Source organism: Bacteroides sp. LFL-34, from assembly GCF_027257075.1.
GTDB lineage: Bacteria > Bacteroidota > Bacteroidia > Bacteroidales > Bacteroidaceae > Bacteroides > Bacteroides ovatus.
Genome location: NZ_JAPQKZ010000008.1, coordinates 15,445 through 41,004 on the forward strand (window position 1 = coordinate 15,445; position 25,560 = coordinate 41,004).

The 25,560-nt window shown below is 40.0% G+C and carries 13 protein-coding genes and 1 pseudogene; all 14 read left to right on the top strand.

The window, feature by feature from the left end; translation table 11 throughout:
- Positions 1-26: 26 nt before the first annotated feature.
- The 14 genes and pseudogenes from N5O98_RS06405 to N5O98_RS06470 all read left to right on the top strand — a co-directional run bounded on the left by N5O98_RS06405 (position 27) and on the right by N5O98_RS06470 (position 25,542).
- Positions 27-1,562, top strand: coding sequence for an IPT/TIG domain-containing protein (locus N5O98_RS06405; RefSeq protein WP_022200106.1), 1,536 nt, complete (start codon positions 27-29; stop codon positions 1,560-1,562).
- Between the two features lie 13 nt (positions 1,563-1,575).
- A complete protein-coding gene (locus N5O98_RS06410; RefSeq protein WP_022200107.1) occupies positions 1,576-4,701 on the top strand; it encodes a SusC/RagA family TonB-linked outer membrane protein in 3,126 nt (1,041 codons plus the stop codon).
- A 12-nt stretch (positions 4,702-4,713) separates the two neighbouring features.
- Complete coding sequence (locus tag N5O98_RS06415) at positions 4,714-6,765, top strand: RagB/SusD family nutrient uptake outer membrane protein (protein ID WP_022200108.1); 2,052 nt, start codon at positions 4,714-4,716, stop codon at positions 6,763-6,765.
- A gap of 17 nt (positions 6,766-6,782) precedes the next feature.
- On the top strand, positions 6,783-7,808 hold the full coding sequence (locus N5O98_RS06420; protein ID WP_004312319.1) for a DUF4973 domain-containing protein: 1,026 nt from the start codon (positions 6,783-6,785) through the stop codon (positions 7,806-7,808).
- A 29-nt stretch (positions 7,809-7,837) separates the two neighbouring features.
- The gene (locus N5O98_RS06425; protein ID WP_004312318.1) at positions 7,838-9,379 is read left to right on the top strand and encodes a glycoside hydrolase family 76 protein; all 1,542 of its coding nucleotides are present in this window, start codon (positions 7,838-7,840) and stop codon (positions 9,377-9,379) included.
- A gap of 352 nt (positions 9,380-9,731) precedes the next feature.
- Positions 9,732-10,889 carry an ATP-binding protein gene (locus tag N5O98_RS06430; RefSeq protein ID WP_004312317.1) on the top strand — a complete coding sequence of 386 codons (1,158 nt, stop codon included), beginning with the start codon at positions 9,732-9,734 and terminating at the stop codon, positions 10,887-10,889.
- A 274-nt stretch (positions 10,890-11,163) separates the two neighbouring features.
- A pseudogene (locus N5O98_RS06435) lies at positions 11,164-11,772 on the top strand (glutaminase domain-containing protein); the annotation flags it as partial.
- A 33-nt stretch (positions 11,773-11,805) separates the two neighbouring features.
- Positions 11,806-14,613 carry a SusC/RagA family TonB-linked outer membrane protein gene (locus N5O98_RS06440; RefSeq protein ID WP_004309537.1) on the top strand — a complete coding sequence of 936 codons (2,808 nt, stop codon included), beginning with the start codon at positions 11,806-11,808 and terminating at the stop codon, positions 14,611-14,613.
- A 4-nt stretch (positions 14,614-14,617) separates the two neighbouring features.
- Entirely contained in the window at positions 14,618-16,372 is a 1,755-nt protein-coding gene (locus N5O98_RS06445; protein WP_032855919.1) for a RagB/SusD family nutrient uptake outer membrane protein, read from the top strand.
- Positions 16,373-16,404: 32 nt separating this feature from the next.
- A complete protein-coding gene (locus N5O98_RS06450; RefSeq protein ID WP_118161304.1) occupies positions 16,405-19,521 on the top strand; it encodes a SusC/RagA family TonB-linked outer membrane protein in 3,117 nt (1,038 codons plus the stop codon).
- 19 nt (positions 19,522-19,540) lie between these two features.
- Positions 19,541-21,250, top strand: a complete 1,710-nt coding sequence (locus N5O98_RS06455) for a RagB/SusD family nutrient uptake outer membrane protein (RefSeq protein WP_004309533.1) — start codon at positions 19,541-19,543, stop codon at positions 21,248-21,250.
- A 34-nt stretch (positions 21,251-21,284) separates the two neighbouring features.
- Positions 21,285-22,226, top strand: a complete 942-nt coding sequence (locus N5O98_RS06460; protein WP_004309532.1) for a hypothetical protein — start codon at positions 21,285-21,287, stop codon at positions 22,224-22,226.
- Between the two features lie 240 nt (positions 22,227-22,466).
- Positions 22,467-23,819: a sulfatase-like hydrolase/transferase gene (locus N5O98_RS06465; protein WP_004309531.1), complete on the top strand. Its 1,353-nt coding sequence runs from the start codon at positions 22,467-22,469 to the stop codon at positions 23,817-23,819.
- Positions 23,820-23,856: 37 nt separating this feature from the next.
- Positions 23,857-25,542 carry an arylsulfatase gene (locus N5O98_RS06470; protein WP_118161305.1) on the top strand — a complete coding sequence of 562 codons (1,686 nt, stop codon included), beginning with the start codon at positions 23,857-23,859 and terminating at the stop codon, positions 25,540-25,542.
- Positions 25,543-25,560: the final 18 nt, after the last annotated feature.

Genomic DNA, 25,560 nt, shown 5'->3' on the forward strand with positions numbered 1-25,560 from the left:
TATTAACATATTTAATCTAATTTATTATGAAACAAAAAGTAATGAAAGCCTGTTTGGGCATTTTATGGGGAATGTTTACATTGACCACTTTTCTATTACAGAGTTGCGATAATGGAAAAGAAGTCACTCCGGCTCAAGGAAGTGGTGGCAGTCCCTTTAATCCGCAGCTTCCTATTAGTGTCAAGGAAATCAGTCCGACTAATGGTGCTGCAGGTCAGAAGGTTCTTATTTATGGAGAAAACTTCGGCAATGACCCGTCTCTGATAGAAGTCACTATCGGCGGACAGAAGGCGCCTGTGGTCAACGTACAATCAACTGTCATATATTGTATTGTACCAACGAAGGCTTATTCGGGTGAAATCCAGGTAACTATCAAACAAGGAGAAGAAATCTATTCAGCCGAGGTAGCCGAAGTTAAGTTTGAATATCAACGCCAAGTGGTGGTAAGTTCCTTGTGTGGTGCAACTAGTGAGCAAGGTTCCAATTCAGCAAAAGATGGTCCGTTTAATGATTGTGGCTCCATTACGAATCCCTGTTTTATGACTTGGGACCCGGAGGACCATAATTTGCTATATGATGCAGAAGACGCAGGAGACGCTGAAGGTGTAGGACAAGGTATTCGTTGTTTTGACTTCACAAACAAGCAGGTCTATACAATGATTCCCAAGAACTCATTTGTAGGCTCACAGCGTTGCCGAACCATTGATTTCTATAAAGATGACAATGGAAAATATCACATGATTGTAGGATTAGCGCAAGGAAATGTTAATAGTACGGCTGTTATGATGTTCGATCGAATTGAAGGAGGAACGAAGCCGTGTGGGTTCACGTGGGGCAATGGAAGGGTGATCGTACAGAACCAAGGATGCCAAGCTGCTGCAATACATCCTACTACTGGCGACCTCTACTTCTCCAATTACCAGAACAGTCTGCTTTATCGGGTAAAGAAATATGTTATAGAGGAATTTGCAACAGGAAAGAGAACAACCCCTGTCAGACCTGGTACAGCAGATGATGCCGCTCAGACAATATTAAAAGTGCAAGACAAAGAATGGGAGTTCAATATTATGATTCATCCAACTGGTAAATATGCTTATTTCATGGTCATCAATCGCAATTATATTCTTCGCTCAGATTTCAATGGGGAAACCTTTACCGCTCCCTATGTCATTGCAGGTGTTAATAGTAACAAAGACACTTATATTTATCAGGATGGGGTCGGTAATCAGGCTCGATTCGGTAATCCCTACTCTGGTGTATTTGTAAAGAACCCGGAATATGCCGGAAATTCGGATGAATATGACTTCTATTTGACAGACAGACATAATCATGCCATTCGTATCTTGTCTCCTTTGGGTCAAGTGACTACCTATGCCGGACGTGGTAGCGCTAGTTTGAATTCAAACCCATGGGGGTATGCAAATGGCCGCTTACGAGAAGATGCACGTTTTAATCGGCCTAAAGGAATTGCGTGGGATGAGCGTGATAATACGATATATGTGGGAGACGCCAACAACTATCGAATCAGAAAGATTGGCCTTGAAGAAGATATTAATGAATAAACACCGTATAAAAATGAAAAAAATAACAATTTTATGTATACTGTTGCTATGTGTAGTAACCGGCACAATGGCTCAGAAAACTGTTACTGTATCGGGTATTGTTTCTGACAGTAATAAGGAACCGCTTATTGGTGTGAATATTATCGTCAAGGATGTTCCCGGATTAGGAGCCATTACTGATATCAACGGGAAATATACCATTAAAGTAGAACCTTATAACCGACTGGTCTTCTCATATATTGGATATAAGACACAAGAAGTATTGATTAAGGAACAGCGTTCGGTCAATATAAAAATGGAAGAAGATGTAGCTACTACTATTGATGAGGTTGTAATCACAGGTACCGGTGCACAACGTAAATTGGTACAAACCGGTGCCATCACTACAGTAGACATGGAACATCTGATGGCTAATCCGTCGTCTAGTGTTGTTAATGCTTTGGCAGGTAACGTTGCAGGTGTATTAGCCCGCCAGACTTCCGGTCAACCAGGACAAAATGTTTCAGAATTCTGGATTCGCGGTATTTCCACATTTGGGGCTGGAACCGGTGCTTATATTTTGGTAGATGGATTCGAACGTAGCATGGATGAAATCAACATTGAGGATATTCAAGACTTTTCTATCTTGAAAGATGCTTCCGCTACTGCAATATACGGTTCTAAAGGAGCTAATGGCGTTGTATTGATTAACACTAAGCATGGTAAATCCGGAAAAATCAAGATTGACATAAAGGCACAAACCACCTACAACATGCGCACTATTACACCTGAATTTGAAGACGGGATTTCGTATGCAAACTTATTGAATGAGTCACGAATTACACGCAATTATGAACCTGTATATCAACCGGAGGAACTGGAGATTCTAAAAAACGGATTAGACCCAGATCTCTATCCGAATGTGGATTGGATGGATTTATTGTTGAGGAAAGGCTCATGGCAACACCGCGTTAACCTGAATTTAAGCGGTGGTGGTTCTACTGCACGGTATTACGCCTCTATTAGTTACCTTGATGAAGAAGGCATGTACAACACTGATAAAGCGTTGAAAGACGATTACAACACTAATGCAAACTATCGTCGTTACAACTATCGTCTGAATACAGATATTGATATCACGAAAACTACACTATTAAAGTTAGGTGTATCCGGTTGGTTATCTAAGAGAAACAGTCCGGGACTGGGTGATGCAGATGTATGGGGTGAACTTTTTGGCTATACCGCCATTCGTACTCCTTTACTTTATTCCAACGGTCGTGTTCCGGCAGTAGGTACAGGCAACAAAACAAACCCATGGGTAGCAGCTACACAGACTGGATTCAATGAAAACTGGGAAAATGTGATTCAGACAAATATTACGTTGGAACAGAATTTGAAGTTTATTACCAAAGGTCTGAAATTTGTTGGACGCTTCGGCTATGATACCTATAATAACAATCACATCAATCGTCGTAAATGGCCTGAGCAATGGAGTGCCGAACGTTCACGCGATGAAAATGGAAATTTGGTATTCAAGAAAATTTCGGATAGTAGCAATATGCATCAAGAAAGTGGTTCTAGCGGTAACCGTCGTGAATTTTTAGATATGATGCTTAATTGGGAACGCGGTTTTAAGGCACATCATCTCAATGCTACGTTGAAATACACACAGGACTCGTACATCAAAACACAAGACTTAGGTGATGATCTGAAAAATGGTGTCAACAGACGTAATCAAGGATTGGCAGGGCGAATTGCGTATAACTGGAACTATCGATATTTCGTAGATTTCAACTTCGGCTATAATGGTTCGGAGAATTTCGCAAAAGGGCATCGCTTCGGTTTCTTCCCGGCATACTCTTTAGCATGGAACATTGCAGAAGAATCATTTATCAAAAAGAATTGGAAATGGATGGGTATGTTCAAAGTGCGTTTCTCTTATGGTAAAGTAGGTAATGATAAGATTCGTCATAACAATGCAGATGTACGTTTCCCTTATCTGTACGCAATTGGCGAGGGCAATAGTTATGATTGGGCAAACTACGGTAGTTCTTATGGATTCACAGGATTAACTTACACAGGACTAGCTTCCGACCAAGTTACTTGGGAGGTGGCAACGAAGAAAGATTTGGGAGTAGATTTGGCTTTGTTTGATGACAAATTCAAATTGACAGTTGATTACTTTGATGAAAGCCGTAGCGGAATTTTCATGCAACGCCAGTATTTGCCAGGTATGATTGGTCTGCAAGGAAAGAGTCCTTTTGCAAATGTCGGTAAAGTAAATTCCAAGGGATTCGATGGCAATTTCTCTTTCAAACAGAAGTTCAATCAGGTAAGTTTGACAGTACGTGGTAATATGACTTACAGCAAAAATGAGATTATTGAAAGAGACGAAGCTAACAATGTATATCCCTATCAAATGCAAAAGGGCTATCGAGTGAACCAGAATAAAGGATTGATTGCATTAGGACTGTTCAAGGATTACGATGATATTCGCAATAGTCCTACTCAAAAGTATGGTCCTGTAATGCCCGGTGATATTAAATACAAAGATGTAAATGGTGATGGTGTAGTGGATGACAACGATATTGTAGCAGTAGGAGCTACTAATCGTCCGAATCTGATTTATGGTCTTGGGCTTTCTGTTAAATGGAAAGGACTTGATGTCAATTTGCATTTTCAAGGCGCGGGCAAGTCGCAGTTTTTCTTGTCCGGGAAATGTATCAGAGCTTTCAGCGAAGGGCAATGGGGTAATATTATTAAAGGAACTTTGGATAATCGCTGGGTAGATGCGGATACTGCCGAGAAATTAGGTATTGCAGCCAACGAGGATCCCAATGCTACTTTCCCCCGCCTAAGTTACACGGACCAAGGAAATGGAAATACAACGATTTATGCTTATACTAATAACTACCGCAACTCTACTTACTGGTTGCGTGACGGTTCCTACGTACGTCTGAAAACGGTTGATATCGGCTACACACTTCCCAAAGCACTGGTTAACAAAATACATTTTAATAATGTACGTATTTTCTTGACTGGAACCAATTTACTTACATGGTCTAGTTTCAAACTCTGGGACCCGGAAATGGGTAGCAATAATGGAGAGAAATATCCATTGTCCAAATCCGTAACGTTAGGTTTGAGCGTTAACTTATAAATGATTAATGATATGAAAAAAATATATATACTATTAATCGCAATTTTTGCGATCAGTTCCACTTCTTGTTCCGATTATTTGGATTCTGATTACATTTTTGAGGATAGAGAAACAATTGATAAAGTTTTTACCGACTATAAAAAAACAGAACAATGGTTGGCACAGGCGTATACCTATTTGTTGGGACAATGTTGTGATGTTGCAAGTAAACGTAATACACCTTTTGTGTTTGATGATTGCATGTATTATGGCGATGATGATGTTACAGTGGATGCAACCAAAGGCGGTGCTTTATCTTATAATAAATTCCGTGAAGGAGCATACGATGAAAACACTTTCCAAGATACTTGGAACCGTTGTTATAATGGTATTCGACAGGCTTCTATTTTCATCCAGTATGCAGATATGAGCATTGAGCATAGTGCGGAGGAAATCATTGACCTCAAAGCACAAGCCCGCTTTGTTCGTGCCTATTACTATTGGTTGTTACTCCGGAAGTATGGTCCTATTCCACTGGTTCCGGATGAGGGTTTTGATTACAATCAGTCATACGAAGATTTGGAACTTCCCCGCAATACATACGATGAATGTGTAGATTATATCGCTAAAGAGATGGTCTTGGCAGCACAGGGTTTACCTTTGAAAAGAGACCAGCTTTCCATTACCCGTCCTACTCGCGGTGCTGCCTTAGCTACCCGTGCTTTGGCAATGCTTTATGCTGCGAGTCCGCTAATGAATGGCAACGATGATGCGTATGCACAGCAAATGGCCAACCGTGACGGGAAACGTTTATTAAATCCTGTATACGACAACAGTAAATGGGCTAAAGCAGCAGCTGCTTGCAAAGATGTAATGGGACTAGGCGTTTACCATATTTATACAGCCGATTTCCGGTCGACTCATTCTATTGCTTTTCCTGCTACCATCGCTCCTCCGATTCACCCGGAATATAGTTATAAACATTTTCCCGAAGGTTGGCAGAATATTGATCCGTTCGAATCTTATCGTTCTCTATTCAACGGACAGGTAACTGCTATGGACAATCCGGAATTGATTTTTACTCGTGGAAAGAATATTTCCGGTGAACGCATCAAAGATATGGTCATTCATCAATTGCCTACTGTAGCTAAAGGATGGAATACGCACGGTGCCACCATGAAACAGGTAGATGCCTATTATATGAGCGATGGTACTGACTGTCCGGGAATGAACTCTGAATATGCAGGCACTCCAGCTTATCAAGGACGCATAGATACTCGCCCTCGCACAACTGGTTATACAACAAATAATACAGATCACAAACCGCTTCCAAATGGAGTATCTTTGCAATATGCTGAACGTGAACCACGTTTCTATGCGTCCATTGCTTATAACGGTATGTACTGGCATCTAGGTAATGAACCAGAAGTTCAGAATCAAGATCAACAAGTATTCTATTATCGCGGAGATGGAAATGGTTATGCAAATAGTATGTTCTGGTTGCGCACCGGCATTGGGGTAGCTAAGTATGTGCATCCTGATGACACCTATTATAATAGCGATGCAGCCAAGGTAAAAGATAAAGATGAACCAGCTATTCGATATGCTGATATCCTGCTGATGTATGCAGAAGCTTTGAATGAATTGACTACTAGTTATGAAGTTCCTTCTTGGGATGGCTCCATCACTTACACAATCAGCCGCAACGTAGAAGATATGCGTACAGGTATAAAACCAATACGCATGCGTGCCGGGGTCCCCGATTATGATGCAGATACATATAGTAACCCGATTAAATTTCGCATCAAACTAAAACGCGAACGTCAGATTGAGCTCTTTGCTGAAGGAAAACGCTACTATGATCTTCGACGCTGGAAAGATGCGGAAGTAGAGGAAGCAATGCCGGTTTACGGTTGTTATACATTTATGAGTAATGCCAATAAAGACCTGTTCCACACACCGGTTCCTATATCAAATCTTTCTGCTACTTTCTCACCGAAAATGTATTTTTGGCCCATCAAACACAGTGAACTGAAACGAAATAAACTTCTGACCCAAAACCCGGGATGGACCTACAATGATTAATCTAAAAAAACTAGAATATGAAACTGAAAAATATCTTATTATATCTGTTACCCATAGCCGGCTTATGTAGTTCGTGCAATGATGAATGGGAAAATGAACAGTTTACACATTATATATCATTTAAAGCTCCCATTAACAGTGATGGTGTATCTCGAATCAATGTACGCTATAGATCTGGTGATGAAAAGACGACATTTCAGTTACCAGTCATTGTGAGCGGATCTACTACCAATGAACGTAACATTACAGTACATGTTGGTTTGGATACGGATACCTTGGAAGTACTGAACCAAGAACGCTTCAATAATCGTACCGATTTATACTATCAAGTATTGCCAAAGAAATTCTACTCTCATTCAGAAACGGTGCAGATCAATGCCGGGCAAGATGTAGCATTAATGCCTATCGACTTTTCAATGGAGGGCATTGACTTATCAGACAAATGGGTATTACCATTGACTATCGAAGAATCACCTGATGGAAACTATACCCCAAACTATCGAAAGCACTATCGGAAGGCATTGCTTCGTGTGATGCCATTCAATGATTATTCAGGAAACTATAGTGCTGTAAATTACAAAACATATTTGAATGGTTCAGAAACAGATGCACCATACGTGAAGAATTATGTTATGATGTATGTAGTTGACGATGAAACGTTATTCTTCTATGCAGGTTTATTTGATGAAACTCGTCAAGACAGGAAAGGATATCGGATTAAAGCAAAATTCAACAATAATGGAATGGTTACGCTTTCTCCGGCAGACCCCAATAATAAAATGCAGTTTGCGCTCGGTAAAGATGATTTTAATAATGAGATCACTGCTTCTTACAGTATCACTGAGTCAATGGATGCTATCCGTCCTTACTTAATGCATCGAACCATTATTATCAATAATATCAACTATACGTTCAAAGACTATACAACGATTCCCGGTGTAGAAACTGAATTTCATGTAATGGGTTCGTTGACATTAGAACGTCAAATCAATACTCAAATTCCGGATGAGGACCAAGCTATCGAATGGGAAGAAGGAAACTAAAGGTTGACCGAAAAATAAATAAACTATAAATGGGGATTGTAAATGCTGTGGATATTTGTAAATATCCACAGCATTTCAATCGTTTATTACTAATCGCAATGAATAAATATGTATTGTTTTTAATTTTTATATTTTCATGTATTGGCTGTGGAGAAACAAATGAACAGGATGCCAATACAATAGAAGGTAACACCGATACTTCGCAAATAACAATTGCACCAGTGACGAATTTGAAGGCTAAGATTACACAAAATCCCAATGAACTTTATCTAACATGGACGAATCCGATTACTGTGACCAATATGCTAGGGGTAGAAATCTATTATAAACAGAAAGGTTCCAATGACGAAAAAAGAGTGAATACGATCCAGAAAGGAGAAGGGTATGTACTCCGGTTGACATCCGCAGAGCCTTATTTCATATCTGTTGTTGTGGTGGATAACTACGGAAGAAAATCAGAAAGAGTCACCATTACTGCTATTCCATCGAATAAGGGAGTGCCTTTGGCAAATAGTTGTACGTATGTGCTTATTGAACAGTTTATGGATAAAACGAAAGGAACGTTTTGGGTATCACCCCAAAATATATCTGGAAATTCGGCTAATACTTATATTTATTGGCAACAGGCTCATGCTATTGATGTGGTATTGTATTCTTATGAACGTATCAAAGATAATAATCCTATATTGGCTGCGACATATAAAGAATATTTTGAAAGATGGTTTCAAAATCATGGAAATAATTATCATCACGACAACAACGATCCTACAGGCTTTTCAAACCCATATACTGATGATATGTGTTGGATTGGTCTGACTTTGTTACGAATGTCAGAAGTGTTAGACGATAATAAGTTTGCCGATACAGCCAAGAGGTTGTATGACACTTACATTATTACACGAAAATGGACAGATGATAAAGGAACTGGACTTCCTTGGAATAATGAAAATAATTCTAATGGGCGAAGCCGGAATATATGTACCAATGCTCCCGGTGCTTTGATGGCTGCCAAATTGTATAAAAAATACAATGAAGATAAGTATTTATCAGATGCTAAAATACTTCATAAATTTGCCTACGACAATAATTACTTAACATTGGGAGATGGTAGAATAGAGGAACCTCCTTTAACCTATACGCAAGGTACGTATGGAGAAGCAAGTAGGCAATTGTATCATATTACAAATGAAAAATATTATCTGACATGTGCAGAAAAAGTAATTAGCTATGTCACAACCAGTGATAGGTGCTTAACTAATGGCATTTTGCGTAATGAAGGTCAGTCTATGGACCAAAGCATCTTTAAAGCTGTTTTGATTCCTTATATAGTCAATTTGGCATTGGATGAAGCTGCTAATAGTACACTTAGGCAGAATCTGATTCTTTTCCTGCGAAAAAATGCAGAAACATTGAGCGCAAACTTGATTCGTGGAACTTATCCGGAAATGTATTGTAACTATTATTGGGGATCCATATTTACTGGAAATATTGCTTCTATGGGCGCACAAGCAAGTGGAGCTTCTCTTTTGGAAGGTGTTCTCCGACTGAATACAGCACTAGGAAATAATTAGTCATAAGCATCACTGTTTAAAATGAAGCAATGCAACCTTAATTATTCATGCGAATCAGTTGTTGAATGTAAGTTCTTGTTTTTAAGAAATTCTTTGATGCTAAAATAGCTTTGATACGCTCCGTAGAACAGATAGAAGGTATATTATTGAATATAAGATAAATAATAAGCAGCTTGCCATTGTTTAAATCCAGCTCAATGACAGGCTGCTTAAATTATAATTACTTATAGTATGCTGCAGATATGATTATAAAAGATCTAATATAAATAGAGAACTTTAAATTAAAAAACAGAGTAGTTTTGCAAATTCACTTTTAAAGATTAAATTTGCAAATAATAAAATAAAAGCAGCAATGATAGAACGAATATTGAAATCCAAGCTAATTGAAATGGCAAATAAATATCCGATTGTCACATTGACAGGACCTAGACAATCTGGAAAATCAACATTATTGAGGAATTCCTTTCAGGACTATGAGTATGTATCTTTGGAAGATCCTGATATGAGATTATTTGCTACAGATGATCCGAGAGGATTTCTTTCCACCTATCCGGATAAAACAATTATCGACGAAGTTCAAAGAGTTCCGTCACTTTTCTCTTATATTCAAACGCATACCGATAAAGAGAATAAAGAAGGTATGTATATGCTGGCTGGATCTCATAACTTCTTATTAATGGAAAGTGTGAATCAATCATTAGCTGGACGTACGGCAGTACTCAAGCTACTACCGTTTTCGCATTATGAAATGGAAAAAGGAGAAATATTGCCATCCAGTGTAAATGAAGAAGTTTTTAAGGGAGCTTATCCACGTATTTATGATAAAGCTATAAATCCGAATGATTATTATCCTTTCTATATACAAACATATGTAGAGAGAGATGTGAGATTATTACGTAATATTGGGGATCTAAGTAAATTTATTAAATACCTCAAATTATGTGCAGGTCGCATAGGGCAATTATTAAATCTTTCATCATTAGCAAATGAATGTGGAATTTCTGTCACAGCAGCTACTAACTGGTTATCTATATTAGAAGCAAGTTATATCTGTTATTTACTGAAACCTGATTATAACAATTATGCCAAACGATTGGTAAAAACTCCTAAGTTATATTTTTATGATACAGGGCTAGCCTGTTCTTTACTTGACATACAAAATGCAGAACAAATAACTACTCATTTTTTACGTGGAGGATTGTTTGAAAATCTTGTCATCAATGAATTTGTAAAAGAATCCTATAATAGAGGTGTTGAACCGGGATTATCATTTTGGCGTGATAGTACTGGCAATGAGGTTGACTTATTAAGAATGGTTGGCGGGAAACAGTATGCCTATGAAATCAAATCAGGAGCAACTTATTCACCGGATTTCTTTAAAGGTATTTCAAAATGGGCTAAACTATCTAATACTCCAACGGAACAATGTTTCGCGATTTATAATGGAGATAAGGATATAAAAACATCTGTCGGTCAAGTGAATGGATGGAATCATTTTAGTCTGTTTTAAACTGCCACTAATATATCATGTCTTTATTCCATCTTATTTGATCCCTGAAACTACATTTGGGGATATATTATTTCTTTATCATGCATGAACTGTTGATATTTTATTCTAGAATTAGAATTTGTTGAAACAATCTGGGATACCCCAAATCCTAGAAATAAATCATTTTTATAGACTACAAAAACACTCGAAAAACCAACTAATTACAACACAGAAACAAGACATGTTAGCTATACATATCTGATAATAAACTAAATAACTAAAAAAAACTTAGTCTGGACAGGACCCGGAAAACCAACTTTGCACGGATGACTTCGCCGGACATTGGGCACACAATGCCAATCTTTCTGTAAAAGCTATCATGGGAGTGGCCGGATACAGCGAAATGGCTCGGATGCTCGGATTGAATGATGTAGCTGAAAAATATGCTGTTATAGCTAAGAAAATGGCAGTGAAATGGGAAGAAATGGCGAATGAGGGAGATCATTACCGTCTGGCTTTTGACCGTAAAGATACCTGGAGTCAAAAATATAACATGGTTTGGGATAAGTTGTGGAACCTGAATTTATTCCCTAATAATGTTATCAGAAAAGAGATTAACTATTACTTGACAAAGCAGAATCCTTACGGGCTTCCTCTGGACTCTCGTAAAGAATACACAAAATCCGACTGGATCATGTGGACGGCGGCTATGTCTTCAGATAAGGAAACCTTCCAGAAATTCTCTGATCCTGTCTATAAATATATCAATGAAACAGTATCACGTGTACCTATCAGCGACTGGCACCATACAGACAGCGGACGATGGGTTGGCTTTAGAGCTCGTTCGGTGATCGGAGGATACTGGATGAAGGTATTAATAGACAAAATTCAAAATAATCAATAAAATTACTATGACGTTAACTTAAAAATTGTACATATGAAGTTCTTAAAAAAAATGTTGTTGGTTGGGCTACTTCCTGGCTATTTGATATGCCAGGCACAAAATGTCCAAAACAAAGAAGATGTACCCTTGGATTTAGGATATCGTGTACTCCCTATGGGAGATTATAACGGTTCAGCCTACACAATCTCGGGTAAACAGTTACGCAATCTACCTGTTACAAATCTTTCGGCAGTATTAGCCGGACTGGTACCTGGTTATTTTGCCCGACAAGTGCAAGGTGGTGGATTAGTGAATGAACAGAATTCATTCTGGATAAGAGGGCAAAGGAGTAATTCGCCCGATGTATTAGTATTGGTTGATGGACAGGAACGGGATTTTGCTGTTTTGTCATCACACGAAGTAGAATCAATTACCGTATTGAAAGATGCTGCAGCAACAGCCTTATATGGAATGCGTGCAGGCAGTGGAGCTATTCTGGTTACAACTCGTAAGGGAGCAAAGGGAAAACCACAGGTTGAATTGACAGCTCAAATTATAGCTCAACAACCACTTAAAGAATTAAAGTCATTAAACGCAGCCGATTATGCAAGACAGCACAACATAGCCCGCCATAATGACAATCTGGATCCCTTGTATTCGAACTATGATATAATGAATTATGCTAAGAATGATCCTAATTCCATTTTATATCCCAATGTAGATTGGGCTGATAAATATTTAAAGGATATCCGATGGAGCCAACGCTATAATCTTAATATCCAAGGAGGAACAGAAAAAAGTACATATTTCGTGAATGCAATGTATACTCGTAACAATGGCTACTTCAATACAGATGATTCACATGATTATAATACCAATCACTCTGCCGAACGGTTTAATATCCGTTCCAATATCGATTTTGCCGTAACTCGCACTACCCAACTGGATGTAAATCTGTATGGCTGGTATCAAAGTCAGAATGGCCCTGGCAGCGGAGCCGAAAATATCTATAAAAATCTAGTCACATTACCGCAAGGAATCTTCCCAGAATGGTACAATGACCAAGGATATACAGATCAATACGGCAATGTTATCAATGCAGAAGATGGGAAAATTGTAGCAGGAAATGCATTCCGTGAAAATCCATGGGCAATGCTAAATCGCTCCGGCTACTTCCAGGACAAACAATTGTATGGTTCTTTCCGCACAAAACTCTCACAGGATCTTTCCTTCATAACAGAGGGATTAAAAGCTTCTGTTGCTCTATCCATGGATTCACGCACAATTTCTTCTATCAGACGTACAATAACTTTCGCATATTACGAAAAGGATGCGACGAATGAGAATGTTCTCCGCCGGACCCGCGAAGATGACTCGATGATAAACAAGGTAGATAATACCAGTTCTTTCCGCCGGACCGGTATCGTGGCTCAATTAGATTATAACCGTACCTTTGGAAAACATGGAGTTTCGGCTTTAGCTTTCTATGAACAATATGAAAGCAATGATGAAATGGTATTGCCAACCCGATTCCAAAGCGCAAATGGTTGGTTCGGCTATAATTATGATAAAAGATATGGCATCGATGTTATCGGAGCTTATCAGGGATCTCACAAATTTGGTCCAGGACACAAATTCGGTTTCTTCCCTACAGTATCTGCCGGATGGACTGTTTCTAACGAATCTTTCTGGAAAGATGCAAAAAAAATAGTGCCCTACCTGAAGCTAAAAGCATCTTATGGACAAGTCGGCAACTCATCCGGCGTAGACGCCTTTTATTACAGGGGACGTATGTGGCCGCAAAACGAAGTCTATATCACAGGGGTAAACATGGGAACAAAGCTTGGAGGATACATTCAGGATATACTTCCAAATCCCGGATTGACTTGGGAGAAAGCTAGAATTCTGAATATCGGAATAGATACCCGACTATTTTCAGACCGGTTATCTGTTACGGCAGAATTTTTTAAAGACAACCGTCATGATATGTATGTAGTAAATAACAAAATCAGTTCTCTTGTCGGCAATGTAAAGGAATTTAAGCAGAATATAGGCAAAATCAATAGTCATGGAGTAGACTTATCTGCCATGTGGAATTCAAATATTGCAGACTGGAGCTATTTCATAGGTGGTACATTCTCTTATTCTACGAATGAACTGATTGCAAACGGTGAAGTAGATCAGCCATACGAATGGTTGAAGAATCAGGGACGGCCTTTAGGAGAAAATCGAGGATACATTGCAAAAGGCTTTTTCAATTCTTGGGAAGAAATAGCAGCCTCCCCTGTACAAACATTCTCTGATGTCCAACCAGGTGATGTACGTTATGAAGATATAAACAAAGACGGACAGATTGATGTAAACGATATGGTACCTATCGGTTACGGAGACATTCCCAGAATCATGTATGGTATTAACTTAGGAGTCGGCTACAAAGGATTTTCGATCACCGCATTATTTCAGGGAGCCGCAAAAGTCTCTCGTCAATATTCGGACATTGTGATGAATCCTTTCACAGATAACGGAACCATATTTGAGCATCAACTTGATTACTGGACACCCGAACACCAGAATGCAACATTCCCACGTTTAACAACACTGGACAATGCCAATCTTAATAACAGGCAGATAAGTACATTAAATGTGAAAGATGCTGATTTCTTAAGATTAAAAACACTGGAAGTTGCCTATGACTTTCCTACAAAAATGATACAGAAAATCCATCTTAAGGGATTGAGGCTTTTCCTTAGCGGAACGAATCTGATTACCTGGACAAAATATAAATGGGTTGATCCTGAAGCTCCTTCACTGGCAGCTCCTTTGACGAGAAACATGAGTATAGGTTGTTCCTTAAAATTCTGATAGCATGAAAAAATCGATAATTTATTTGGCAATAAGCGCAACACTAACATTTTCCGGTTGTGATTATCTGGATGATATGCCCTATGACTGGGCCCAGCCTGATGATATTTTTACGAATGAACAGAACTATCTGAAACCGATTAATCAGGTGTATGCATATATTCCCGAAGGCTTCAACCACGTAGGAAATGCCTTTTTAGATGCAGCCACCAATGATGGAATAAGTACAATCATAGATTCGGATATTCATAAGTTGTCTCGTGGGTATGTCACTTCTTCAAATCCGATTGAAGAATGTTGGAATAAGTCATACAAGGGAATTCAACAAGCCATTTTTGCCCGCAAGTATTTGCGTGAGGCTGACTTGGTGTTACAAAATAAGACAGAAGAAGACATCCAGGCATTTAAAGATACCTATTGTGCGGAAACTGAATGTTTACAAGCCTTATTTGAGTTTAACCTGTTAAGACACTACGGAGGCTTTCCTATTGTCGATCGTATTTACAAAGTCGACGATCCTGAACTGCAGACAAAGGCAAGAGACTCTTTCAAAGACTGCGTCAATCACATCGTACAGTTATGTGAGAGTGCTGCCGCTGTATTGAAAGTTGATCCGGAAGGTGGAAATGGTTCTTATGGCCGTATGACTAGAGGAATGGCACTTGCTATTAAAGCCAAGACATTACTCTATGCTGCAAGCCCACTCTACAACAGAACAGATAATAACGATCCACTACTAGGCTATACTGACGGCTCGGATGTGACGGAACGTTGGAAACTTGCAGCCAAAGCTTGTGCAGATGTAATCAATCTAAATGCAGACGGAACAATATCTCCGAATGGAAATAAAAAATATAATCTGATAGCTCTTACTGCTGCTAAAACGTACGACAAGATCTTTATCAATGCCAATCCTAATCCGGAATATATCCTATTCTATACAGCTGCTAAGGACAATGGTCTGGAAAACAGACATTATCCCCCTACAATCTCAAAAGATCAGGGAGGAGGTACAGTACCTTCACAGCAATTGATCGATGCATTTACCATGAAAGATGGAAGCGATTATACCCATTCTTCTGACGGTGCAAGCATGTATACTAACAGAGACCCGCGTTTGGCAGCAATTATCGGATATGACGGTTCGGTTTATGGAAAGAATACCATTTATACGCGAATTAGTGATAACACAACCATAGACGGACTCAACCAAGTGAAGAACCGTTCGACCAATACGGGATATTACTTAGCTAAATTCCTGGACAAAACACTGAACTTCGGACAGGCCAATGTGGGTACCGTTTTCCACTTATTCCCGATGATTCGCTTATCTGATATCCTACTTTCCTACGCAGAAGCCATGCACCACGCTTACGGTATGAGTGCGGATCCAGAAGGCTATGGTTTGACAGCAATAGAAGCCGTACAAAAAATACGTACCAGAGCCGGATTCGGAACAAATGATAAATTTCTTAATGGGGTGACAGATAACAACTTTATGGAAAAAGTGAAGCAAGAACGCCGTATCGAACTCTGTTTTGAAGAACATCGTTACTTCGATTTGCGACGTTGGATGGATGGCAATCAACTTAAAGAACCTATTATCGGAATGAAAGTAGAAGAAAATGCTTCCGGGCTTCATTATACACGCATTACAGTAGATGAAGCACGCAATTTTAAAGATTACATGTATTATCATCCTATTCCTCTGAAAGTAATCAAGGAAAGCCCTTCCATCCAACAGAATCCAGGTTGGTAACGGGCATCAAAACTATTTAATAGATAGAAAACATGAAAAAGATAATAATATTATTCATATGCTTAACCAGCTCCATCTGGCATGTCTGTGCACAAACCAAAGTTAGCGGAATTGTTAAAGATGCCCAAGGAATGGAGATGATTGGCGCTACTGTCCTTCAGAAAGGGACTAATAATGGAATAGTGACTGGTTTGGATGGCAAATTTACTCTTACATTGTCCAACGAAGCAGAGCAAACACTTCTTATCTCAATGATCGGCTTTATAGAACAATCTATTGCCATAAAAAAGAATCATCCTTTTATCAATGTCACCTTGGAAGAAGACATTGCACAATTAGATGAAGTTGTTGTGGTGGGATATGGAACACAGAAAAAAGTATCTCTGACCGGTTCAATTTCTAATGTCGGAACTGAAGACTTGAAAAGCATGCCTGTATCAAGTGTCACAAACGCTTTAGGTGGCCGCATCCCGGGACTAGTAACCCGACAAGAGAGCGGACGTCCCGGCGGTGATCAGGCTACGATGTTTGTTCGTGGTCGTGCTTCATTGAACGACTCTAGCCCCTTAGTACTGATTGACGGGGTAGAACGACCTATGGCGCAAATCGACCCTGATGATATTGAAACTATCTCCGTGTTAAAGGATGCTTCTGCAACAGCCGTATACGGTGTACGAGGAGCCAATGGTGTGATATTGGTAACTACCCGGAGAGGTCGTGAAGGAGAAACTCAAATTTCTTTCTCATCTGAATTTGGTGTTACTTCCTTCAATCGCATATCCCAAACCCTAAATTCAGAATCCGTTTCAAGATTCATGCGTGAGGGTGCTATCAATGATGGCTTTGACCCTTCCGATACCGGTAATACTCGCGGCCTTTTCCTGTCAGAATATGACAACTATCTATATCGTACCCAGAAAAGTCCGTTTACACACCCGGACAATGACTTTGTAGATATGTTTACGAAAAATGGTCTCCAACAGAAATACAATGTAAACCTATCGGGCGGAAATAAAACAGTACGTTACTTCGTCTCTGTGGGATACTTCACTCAAACCGGTATGTTTGAGACAGACGTAGACAAAATTAAAGAGCATGAGACAATACAAACTCTTTTAGCAGCCTCGCCCGATGTAGCAAAAGGCTTATACAAAGAAGGTTATAATTCGGAATATAAGTACAGTAGGCTCACCACTCGTTCGAATATCGATATCAACCTAACTGAAGATTTCAAGGTATCCGTGAATCTTGCTTATCGTTTCGGAAGTCAGAACCGCCCCTATGGCTATGATGCTGACGGACAGGAAGCACTGCGTCTGTTCGGCATGTTCTACCGCAATTCTCCTCAAGCATTCCCAATCTTAAATGCGAATGGAACTTATGCCGCCGCCGATGGTATATGGAGACAGAATCCACTCGTGACATTATGCTATTCAGGATTTTTTCTTAATTTCAATAACAAACTTGAGACAGATTTTGCTTTTAAATATAACCTAAGAAAACTGTTAAAAGGATTAAGTATAGACGGAAAATTCTCTTACGATGCAGGCTGGAGCAATAACCGAAGCATACAGCAGCGTCCCAATATCTATCAATATAATCCTGTAAACGGGACTTATAAACAAGGACTTGAAATGGTGTTGCCAACAAAAGCCACCAATAAAACGGCAGCTACACATCGGAAGTATGCTGAAGCGGCAGTTCGTTATAAGCAATCCTTCTCCGGACATAATATATCTGGACTGGTACTTTATAATATGAGTTACACTTCCACTCCCGGTGGACGCTATTCTTATGTACCTCATATCTATCAGGCTTTAGTAGGACGTGTTAACTATGATTATGAGAATCGCTATCTATTCGAAGTTAACGCAGGCTATAACGGCTCAAACCGTTTTGCGGAAGGACACCGTTATCAGCTCTTTCCTGCAGCATCAGTGGGATGGGTACTGACTAACGAACCTTTCTTTAAAGAAAACCCTATCTTAAGTTTTACTAAACTACGCTTCTCTTATGGTGAAGTTGGTAATGACAAGCTGGGAGGTTTCTCTTACTATTATCGTTCAGGATACGATGAAGGACTAGGCTACACTTTTGGAGAGACACATAATCCTGCGATTAAAGGTCTGATTCAAGGAAAAAGTGCCAATGAGAATATCACATGGGAAGTTGCACGGAAATATAACTTAGGACTTGAGACCAAATGGTTGAAAGATAAAATATCTGCCAGTATCGACTTTTTTAAAGAACGTCGTAGTAATATCCTATGTGAACCGGAAAGATATTCTCAAGCAGCCGGTTCAAACGGATTGGCTCCCATAAACTATGGTGTCGTAACAAATCAGGGATACGATCTGGAAATAGGCTATCAAGATCAAAAAGGAGATTTCGGATATTCCATAAAAGGGATTTATGGGTATGCACACAATGAAATTGTAGAGAAAAGTGAATCTGTAAAGCCCTATGCTTATATGTCACAAACGGGAAATCCTATCGGACAGTTTATCGGCTATATTTCCGACGGTTTCTTTAGCTCTTATGAAGATGTAGCAAGTTCTCCCGTTCAATTCGGACAAGTAAGCCGACCTGGAGATATTAAATATAAAGACTTGAATCATGATGGAGTGATCGATTCTAACGACCAAGCTCCTATCGGCTATAATCCGGTCCCTGAAATGACTTTCTCTCTTGCTGCCGGTTTGAACTGGAAAGGAATTGATTTTAGTATATTGCTTCAGGGAGCTGCCCGTTCATCCATCTATCTGCAACAGGATATTGCATGGGATAATTTCTGGGGTAATTATTACGAAGAGCATATCGGAAGATGGACACCGGAAACAGCAGCAACAGCAACGTACCCACGTTTCACTAAGGCAGCTACTGCCGCGCATCCTAATTATTATAAATCTGACTATTGGTTGAAAGACTCCAAATACTTGCGTCTGAAAAACATTCAGTTAGGTTACACTATACCTCGCAAACTATTGAAAAAATTCGGAGTACGTTCACTTAGAGTATATGCGAATGCCTACAATCTCTTTACATGGGATAACGTAAAGAAGGTAGATCCTGAATCATCGAACAATAGTAATGGACAATTCTATCCACAACAAAAAGTAATAAATTTTGGTATCAACCTGAATTTCTAATGTTTGAAATGAATAATTTATGAGAAAACTATTTATATCCTTTGTAACGGCTGTTCTGCTTGCCAGTTGTAGTGCAGATAGCCTGATGAAAGAAACCGAACTGGATCTTACGGATACAGAGAAAGTTTATTCGGACATCACATTGACCCGCAAAGTTGCATACGACTTGTATGCACGTATGCGCATGGGAAGAGACCGCCTTGGCAGTTTTGGTTTTTTGGCAAACATTGGTGGTTCACCTTGCATGCTTGACAACGCAACAGACGATGGAGCCGGAAATACAACCCGTGCCGGAGGGGCAGTTATTCCCGAACTCGAGAAATTTATCAAAGGGGGAATTGATGCTTCCAAAGGTTTGATTGGCGGTGACCATCCATGGACATTTTACTATAAAGCCATCCGTTCTGCAAACACATTCCTGAACAACGTAGATCGTTCACCATTGGAGGATGCAGAGAAGATTTCCCTGAAAAACCAAGTACGCTTTCTGCGTGCATTGTATCACCACGAACTGTTTCGTTTCTACGGAGCATTAGTAATCGGAGACAAAGAACTCGATCCGTTACTTTATGACGAAATCAAACGTGAATCGTTAGAAACCACAGTCCGTTGGATTGCTAATGAATTCAAAGAACTTGCAGAGCCGGGAGTATTGCCCGACAAATACGATGCAGCAGATTACGGAAGAGCTACCCGGGGAGCAGCCCTAGGCTATCTGGCACGCACATTACTTTATGCAGCAAGTCCCTTACACAATGCGTCCGGAGTAACTTGGAGAGAAGCGGCTGATGCTGCCTACGATATGATTGAATATGCTGACAATGGAGATTTCTATCGTTTATATGAAGATCCGACCACTCCCGAAAAGAGCTACACACGATTATTCAATACCCGTGCCAATGGTGAGGTAATCATGGGATTTCTCCGTGCACCGGCAAATGACCTTTACGGAATGATGCCTGCCTTTGACCCCTGGAACGTAAATAAAGAACTACTGACTTGTCCGAACCAATGGCTGGTAGACTGTTATGATATGCTCGACGGCTCACAGCCCATTCTCGGTTATGAATCAAATACGAAAGCCATCATCAACCCAAACTCCGGTTACAATGTAAATTCTCCTTATGCTAACAGGGATCCTCGTTTGGCGCAGAGTATTCTATGTGATGGTGCTACCTGGCCTTTAGTCAACGGTAAGCCAGCTGCAATAGACCTGTCAAAATCATATAGATGGGGAAGCGGATACTTCCTGACAAAGTTCCTGGATGACCGTATCGATCATCGAAAAGGTGGTACCACTTACATGGACTTTCCAATGATGAGATATGCAGAAATCCTGCTCGATTATGCAGAAGCCGAGAATGAGGCTGAAGATACGAATACAGCCAGAGAAAAAGCAATAGCCCAGCTTAACAGGATACGTCGTCGTGCCGGTATCACGACAGACTTACTGGCCGCAGATTATAATCAGGCAACCCTTCGGGAACGCATACGTAAAGAACGCCGTGTAGAACTTTGTTTTGAAGATCATCGATTCTTTGATATAAGAAGATGGCTGATAGCAAAAAATGTAATGAGATTACCGGCTGTCGGAATAAAGAAAATTAACGGTGAATATCAACGGGTAACTTTAGATACACGAAACTATAACGAGCGCATGAACTTGGCTCCAATACCACAGGATGAAGTTAATAACTGCCCGAATATCTACCAGAATCCAGGATACTAATCTAAATAGAATGTTTACTTAAAAAAATAAAGTCATGAAAACAAATAGTATAATTGCATTAATTCTGTCAATCAGTTTATTTGGATTATTCGGTTGTGCAGATAAATATGAAGTTGATTATGAAGCACCTGTCAAAATCGAATTTGCGGGTGTCGATCAGAATAATAGAGTATCACTAACGAAAGGGATTGCTGAATACACGGCAACCGTCAAAGTACAGGGAGAAATCATGAGTTTTGAAATTTATCAGGCAGACTCCAAAACCGGAATGCAGGGAAGTCTGATAGAAGAAACTGCCCAGTCATTTGCAGACGGAACGACTAATTACGAAACAACTTACAAGTTTACTTCTTTAAAAGAGAATGCCTGTATTACAGTAGTCGTTTTAGGTACCGACGGCCATACGTACCAACGTAACTTATTGGTAGAGATTACTCCTTCTGTTTTATTCTCCGATCCGGATTACGGAAAAGATGGAGAAATAGTAGAGACAGCTTCAGCTTATTATGGTTGTTATTATGCAACATGGCTTCTTGGACGCACCTATATGGCTGCTGATGCCATGAAATATACAAACGAAGTCGATTTCTCACTCGGAGATATTATCTTGCCTTCAGGAAGCGAAGCTGTACCAGCTCTTGTTTCACCTGCTAAAAGAAGTGATTATGGCTTGATGACAATTACTGGTTTACAACACACATTATTTGCTGAAACCTCTTTATCACAAGCAGAATTTAATGCAATCTCCCAGGTAGATGCAACTCCGATAGAAAATCTGGCAGATCCAACCTCCGAAGTCTTAGCTATTCAGGCAGATAAAGTTTACCTGTTCAAAACTGCCAATGGAAAGAAAGGATTGATTTGCATACAAAAAATAACAGCAAAAACTGGTACTATCGAAGTCTCACCGGATAATTGGGTAGAAAACACTAAATACTCATGGGTACAATTACTGACTAAAACCGTGGCGAAGTAAAGCTCCCATGCAAGATACTTTCTCCAATGATCGTATCATAGAATAATTAGAAGAATAGAGAAGTTTTCGGTTTCTACGAGCTTCTCTATTCCTGTTTTCCCAATAGAAGAAAGAAGAAATCTATCATTCTACCATTTTTTTTCCTTTATTGATTAGTATTTTTCCTTCCTTCTCTGATATCTTCCCTACTTTTGCGAAAAGTCATCATGAAAAACTGAAGTTAATTAAATCACAATAATTATGAATCTGAAAAAACATCTACCCTGGCTGGGAGCCCTGCTCCCCATTGCTAACACACAAGCAGAAACAAAACCTAATGTAGTAATTATTTATATCGATGATATGGGTATCGGTGACATAGGTTGTTATGGAGGTAAATTCGTTCCTACTCCCAATATTGACAAGTTGGCACAAGACGGACTATTATTCAACCAATATTACTCTTCTGCGCCGGTTAGCTCTCCATCCCGCTGTGGATTAACCACAGGTCTCTTTCCTCTTGAAGTGGGAATCAACACTTTCCTGAACGACAAAGCTGCTAATAAGAGATGCGAACAACGTAATTTCCTGGATGATAAGTTGCCTTCCATGGCGCGTGCCTTCCAAAATGCAGGTTACTCAACAGGACACATCGGAAAATGGCACATGGGAGGCGGACGTGACGTACATAACGCTCCTTCTATTAAGAATTACGGTTTTGACGAATACATATCAACCTACGAAAGTCCGGATCCGGATCCAACAATCACTGCAACCAAGTGGATATGGTCGGATAAAGACAGTGTAAAACGTTGGAGACGTACCGAATACTTTGTAGATAAAAGTATTGAGTTTGTAAAAAAGCATAAAGGCGAACCTTTCTTCCTAAACCTATGGCCGGATGATATGCATACCCCTTGGGTACCGGAATTCAAACAAAAGGAAAGAAAAAGCTGGGAAACACAAGAAGCATTTGCTCCTGTACTTGCAGAAATGGACAAACAACTCGGACGTTTCATCAAAACCCTGGATGAGTTGGGAGTCGGAGAAAATACAATCATTATTTTCACTAGCGACAATGGTCCTGCACCCAGCTTTAAATCTGTACGTTCCGCTTATTTGAGAGGTACTAAAAATAGTCTTTATGAAGGGGGAATCCGTATGCCGTTCATCGTTAGATATCCAAAGAAAATTAAAGCCGGACAGGTAAATAACGAGTCTGTATTATGCGCAGTAGATTTATATCCGACTTTGTGTTCTATAGCCGGAATCAAAACAGAAAAAGGTTACAAAGGCGATGGACAGAACTATTCAAAAGTTCTTCTCGGTAAATCGGAAGCCAAACGCAAGACCGATTTAATGTGGGATTTCGGACGAAACAAACATTTTGGCTTTCCAGGAAACCCTTATGACAGAAGCCCCCATTTAGCTATACGCAGTGGAAAGTGGAAATTATTAGTGAACGGTGACGGAAGCGATGCGCAACTATATGATATGGAAAAGGATAAGTTCGAAAAGAATAATATCGCAAATGAGCATCCTGATTTGGTTGCCAAGTTGAGCAAGAAAGTATGTAAATGGTTTGAGGAAAACAAAAACAAAGGAAAAGAGTAATACAGTGAAAAACAAATTATAAACCAACATTAAACTTATGAATTCTAAATTTTTACTATTACCAACCGCTTTGATGGTTGCTGGACATTCTGCAGCAGAGGCCAAAGGAAAAAAGTCCGATCAAAGACCCAATATCCTGATAATTCTTGCAGATGACCTAGGCTATTCCGACCTGGGATGCTACGGTAGTGAAATCCACACACCTAATCTGGACAAACTGGCAAAACAAGGAGTACGTTTCAATCATTTCTATAACACCAGCCGTAGTTGTCCGACGCGTGCTTCCCTGTTGACAGGACTTTATCAACATCAGGCGGGAATCGGACGTATGACCTTCGATGACCACCTGCCGGGATACCGGGGGACACTCTCACGCAATGCCGTTACTATCGCCGAAGTATTGAAAGAATCAGGATATGCTACCAGCATGGTAGGTAAATGGCACATCGCAGAAACTCCACTACGCAAAGACCAACGCGAATGGCTCGCACATCACGTATACCACGAAACCTATTCTGATCTTTGTCATTATCCGGTGAATCGCGGATTTGATACCCACTATGGTACTATCTACGGAGTAGTAGACTATTTTGACCCATTCAGTCTGGTAGAAGGTGAAGTACCCGTGAAAGAAGTACCCGACGGATATTACATCACACAGGCGCTTTCAGACCGTGCAGTGAAAGAAGTGAAAGAGTATGCCAAAGACGATAAACCATTCTTTATGTACCTGGCTTACACAGCACCACACTGGCCATTGCATGCACTGCCGGAAGATATTGAAAAATATAAGGATACCTATAAAGTAGGCTGGGAAGCTATCCGTAACGCCCGTTACGAACGTCAGAAACAGCTTGGTATATTCCCTAACATGGATAATTTCCTGTCTGATAGACAGTTCAAAGATAAATGGGAAGATAACCCACATGCTGAATGGGATGCTCGTGCCATGGCTGTTCATGCTGCCATGATCGACCGTATGGACCAGGGAATAGGACAAGTTATCGACGCCCTGGAAAAGACAGGACAACTTGAAAATACGCTGATTCTATTTCTTTCCGATAACGGATGCAGCAATGAAGATTGCCAGAACTACTCTCCAGGAGAAAATGACCGTCCTGATATGACACGTAAAGGAGAGAAAATGGTTTACCCTCATAACAAAGAAGTACTGCCTGGACCGGAAACAACTTATGCTTCATTGGGAGCACGCTGGGCAAACGTAGCCAACACACCGTTCCGTTTTTGGAAAGCCAAATCTTATGAAGGAGGTATCTGTACTCCGATGATTGCTCATTGGCCGAAAGGTATCAAGAAGAATGTCGGCAAGATGACCCCTGAAATCGGACATGTGATGGACATCATGGCTACTTGTATCGATATGGCAGGCGCCACTTATCCTACCAAATATAAAGGAAATGACATCATTCCATTGGAAGGCAAGAGTCTGGTTCCTATCTTCAAGACCGGACATCGTGAAGGACATAACTACCTTGGATTCGAACATTATAATGAACGTGCATTCCTCTCTAATGACGGTTGGAAACTGGTTCGTCCGGGAGAAAACGCTAAATGGGAATTATACAACCTGAATGAAGACCGGAGCGAAATGCATAATCTGGCAGCACAATACCCTGAAAAAGTAGCTGAAATGACAAAGGCTTATGAAGCATGGGCTAAACGTTGCATGGTAGAGCCTTACCCGGGACAAAAAAAGAAATAAAGCCTACTCAATTAATTA

Excerpts from the sequence above, each read along its gene's own strand:
- N5O98_RS06405 (WP_022200106.1), top strand. The coding sequence starts at position 27 with ATGAAACAAAAAGTAATGAAAGCCTGTTTGGGCATTTTATGGGGAATG.
- N5O98_RS06410 (WP_022200107.1), top strand. The coding sequence starts at position 1,576 with ATGAAAAAAATAACAATTTTATGTATACTGTTGCTATGTGTAGTAACC.
- N5O98_RS06415 (WP_022200108.1), top strand. The coding sequence starts at position 4,714 with ATGAAAAAAATATATATACTATTAATCGCAATTTTTGCGATCAGTTCC.
- N5O98_RS06420 (WP_004312319.1), top strand. The coding sequence starts at position 6,783 with ATGAAACTGAAAAATATCTTATTATATCTGTTACCCATAGCCGGCTTA.
- N5O98_RS06425 (WP_004312318.1), top strand. The coding sequence starts at position 7,838 with ATGGGGATTGTAAATGCTGTGGATATTTGTAAATATCCACAGCATTTC.
- N5O98_RS06430 (WP_004312317.1), top strand. The coding sequence starts at position 9,732 with ATGATAGAACGAATATTGAAATCCAAGCTAATTGAAATGGCAAATAAA.
- N5O98_RS06440 (WP_004309537.1), top strand. The coding sequence starts at position 11,806 with ATGAAGTTCTTAAAAAAAATGTTGTTGGTTGGGCTACTTCCTGGCTAT.
- N5O98_RS06445 (WP_032855919.1), top strand. The coding sequence starts at position 14,618 with ATGAAAAAATCGATAATTTATTTGGCAATAAGCGCAACACTAACATTT.
- N5O98_RS06450 (WP_118161304.1), top strand. The coding sequence starts at position 16,405 with ATGAAAAAGATAATAATATTATTCATATGCTTAACCAGCTCCATCTGG.
- N5O98_RS06455 (WP_004309533.1), top strand. The coding sequence starts at position 19,541 with ATGAGAAAACTATTTATATCCTTTGTAACGGCTGTTCTGCTTGCCAGT.
- N5O98_RS06460 (WP_004309532.1), top strand. The coding sequence starts at position 21,285 with ATGAAAACAAATAGTATAATTGCATTAATTCTGTCAATCAGTTTATTT.
- N5O98_RS06465 (WP_004309531.1), top strand. The coding sequence starts at position 22,467 with ATGAATCTGAAAAAACATCTACCCTGGCTGGGAGCCCTGCTCCCCATT.
- N5O98_RS06470 (WP_118161305.1), top strand. The coding sequence starts at position 23,857 with ATGAATTCTAAATTTTTACTATTACCAACCGCTTTGATGGTTGCTGGA.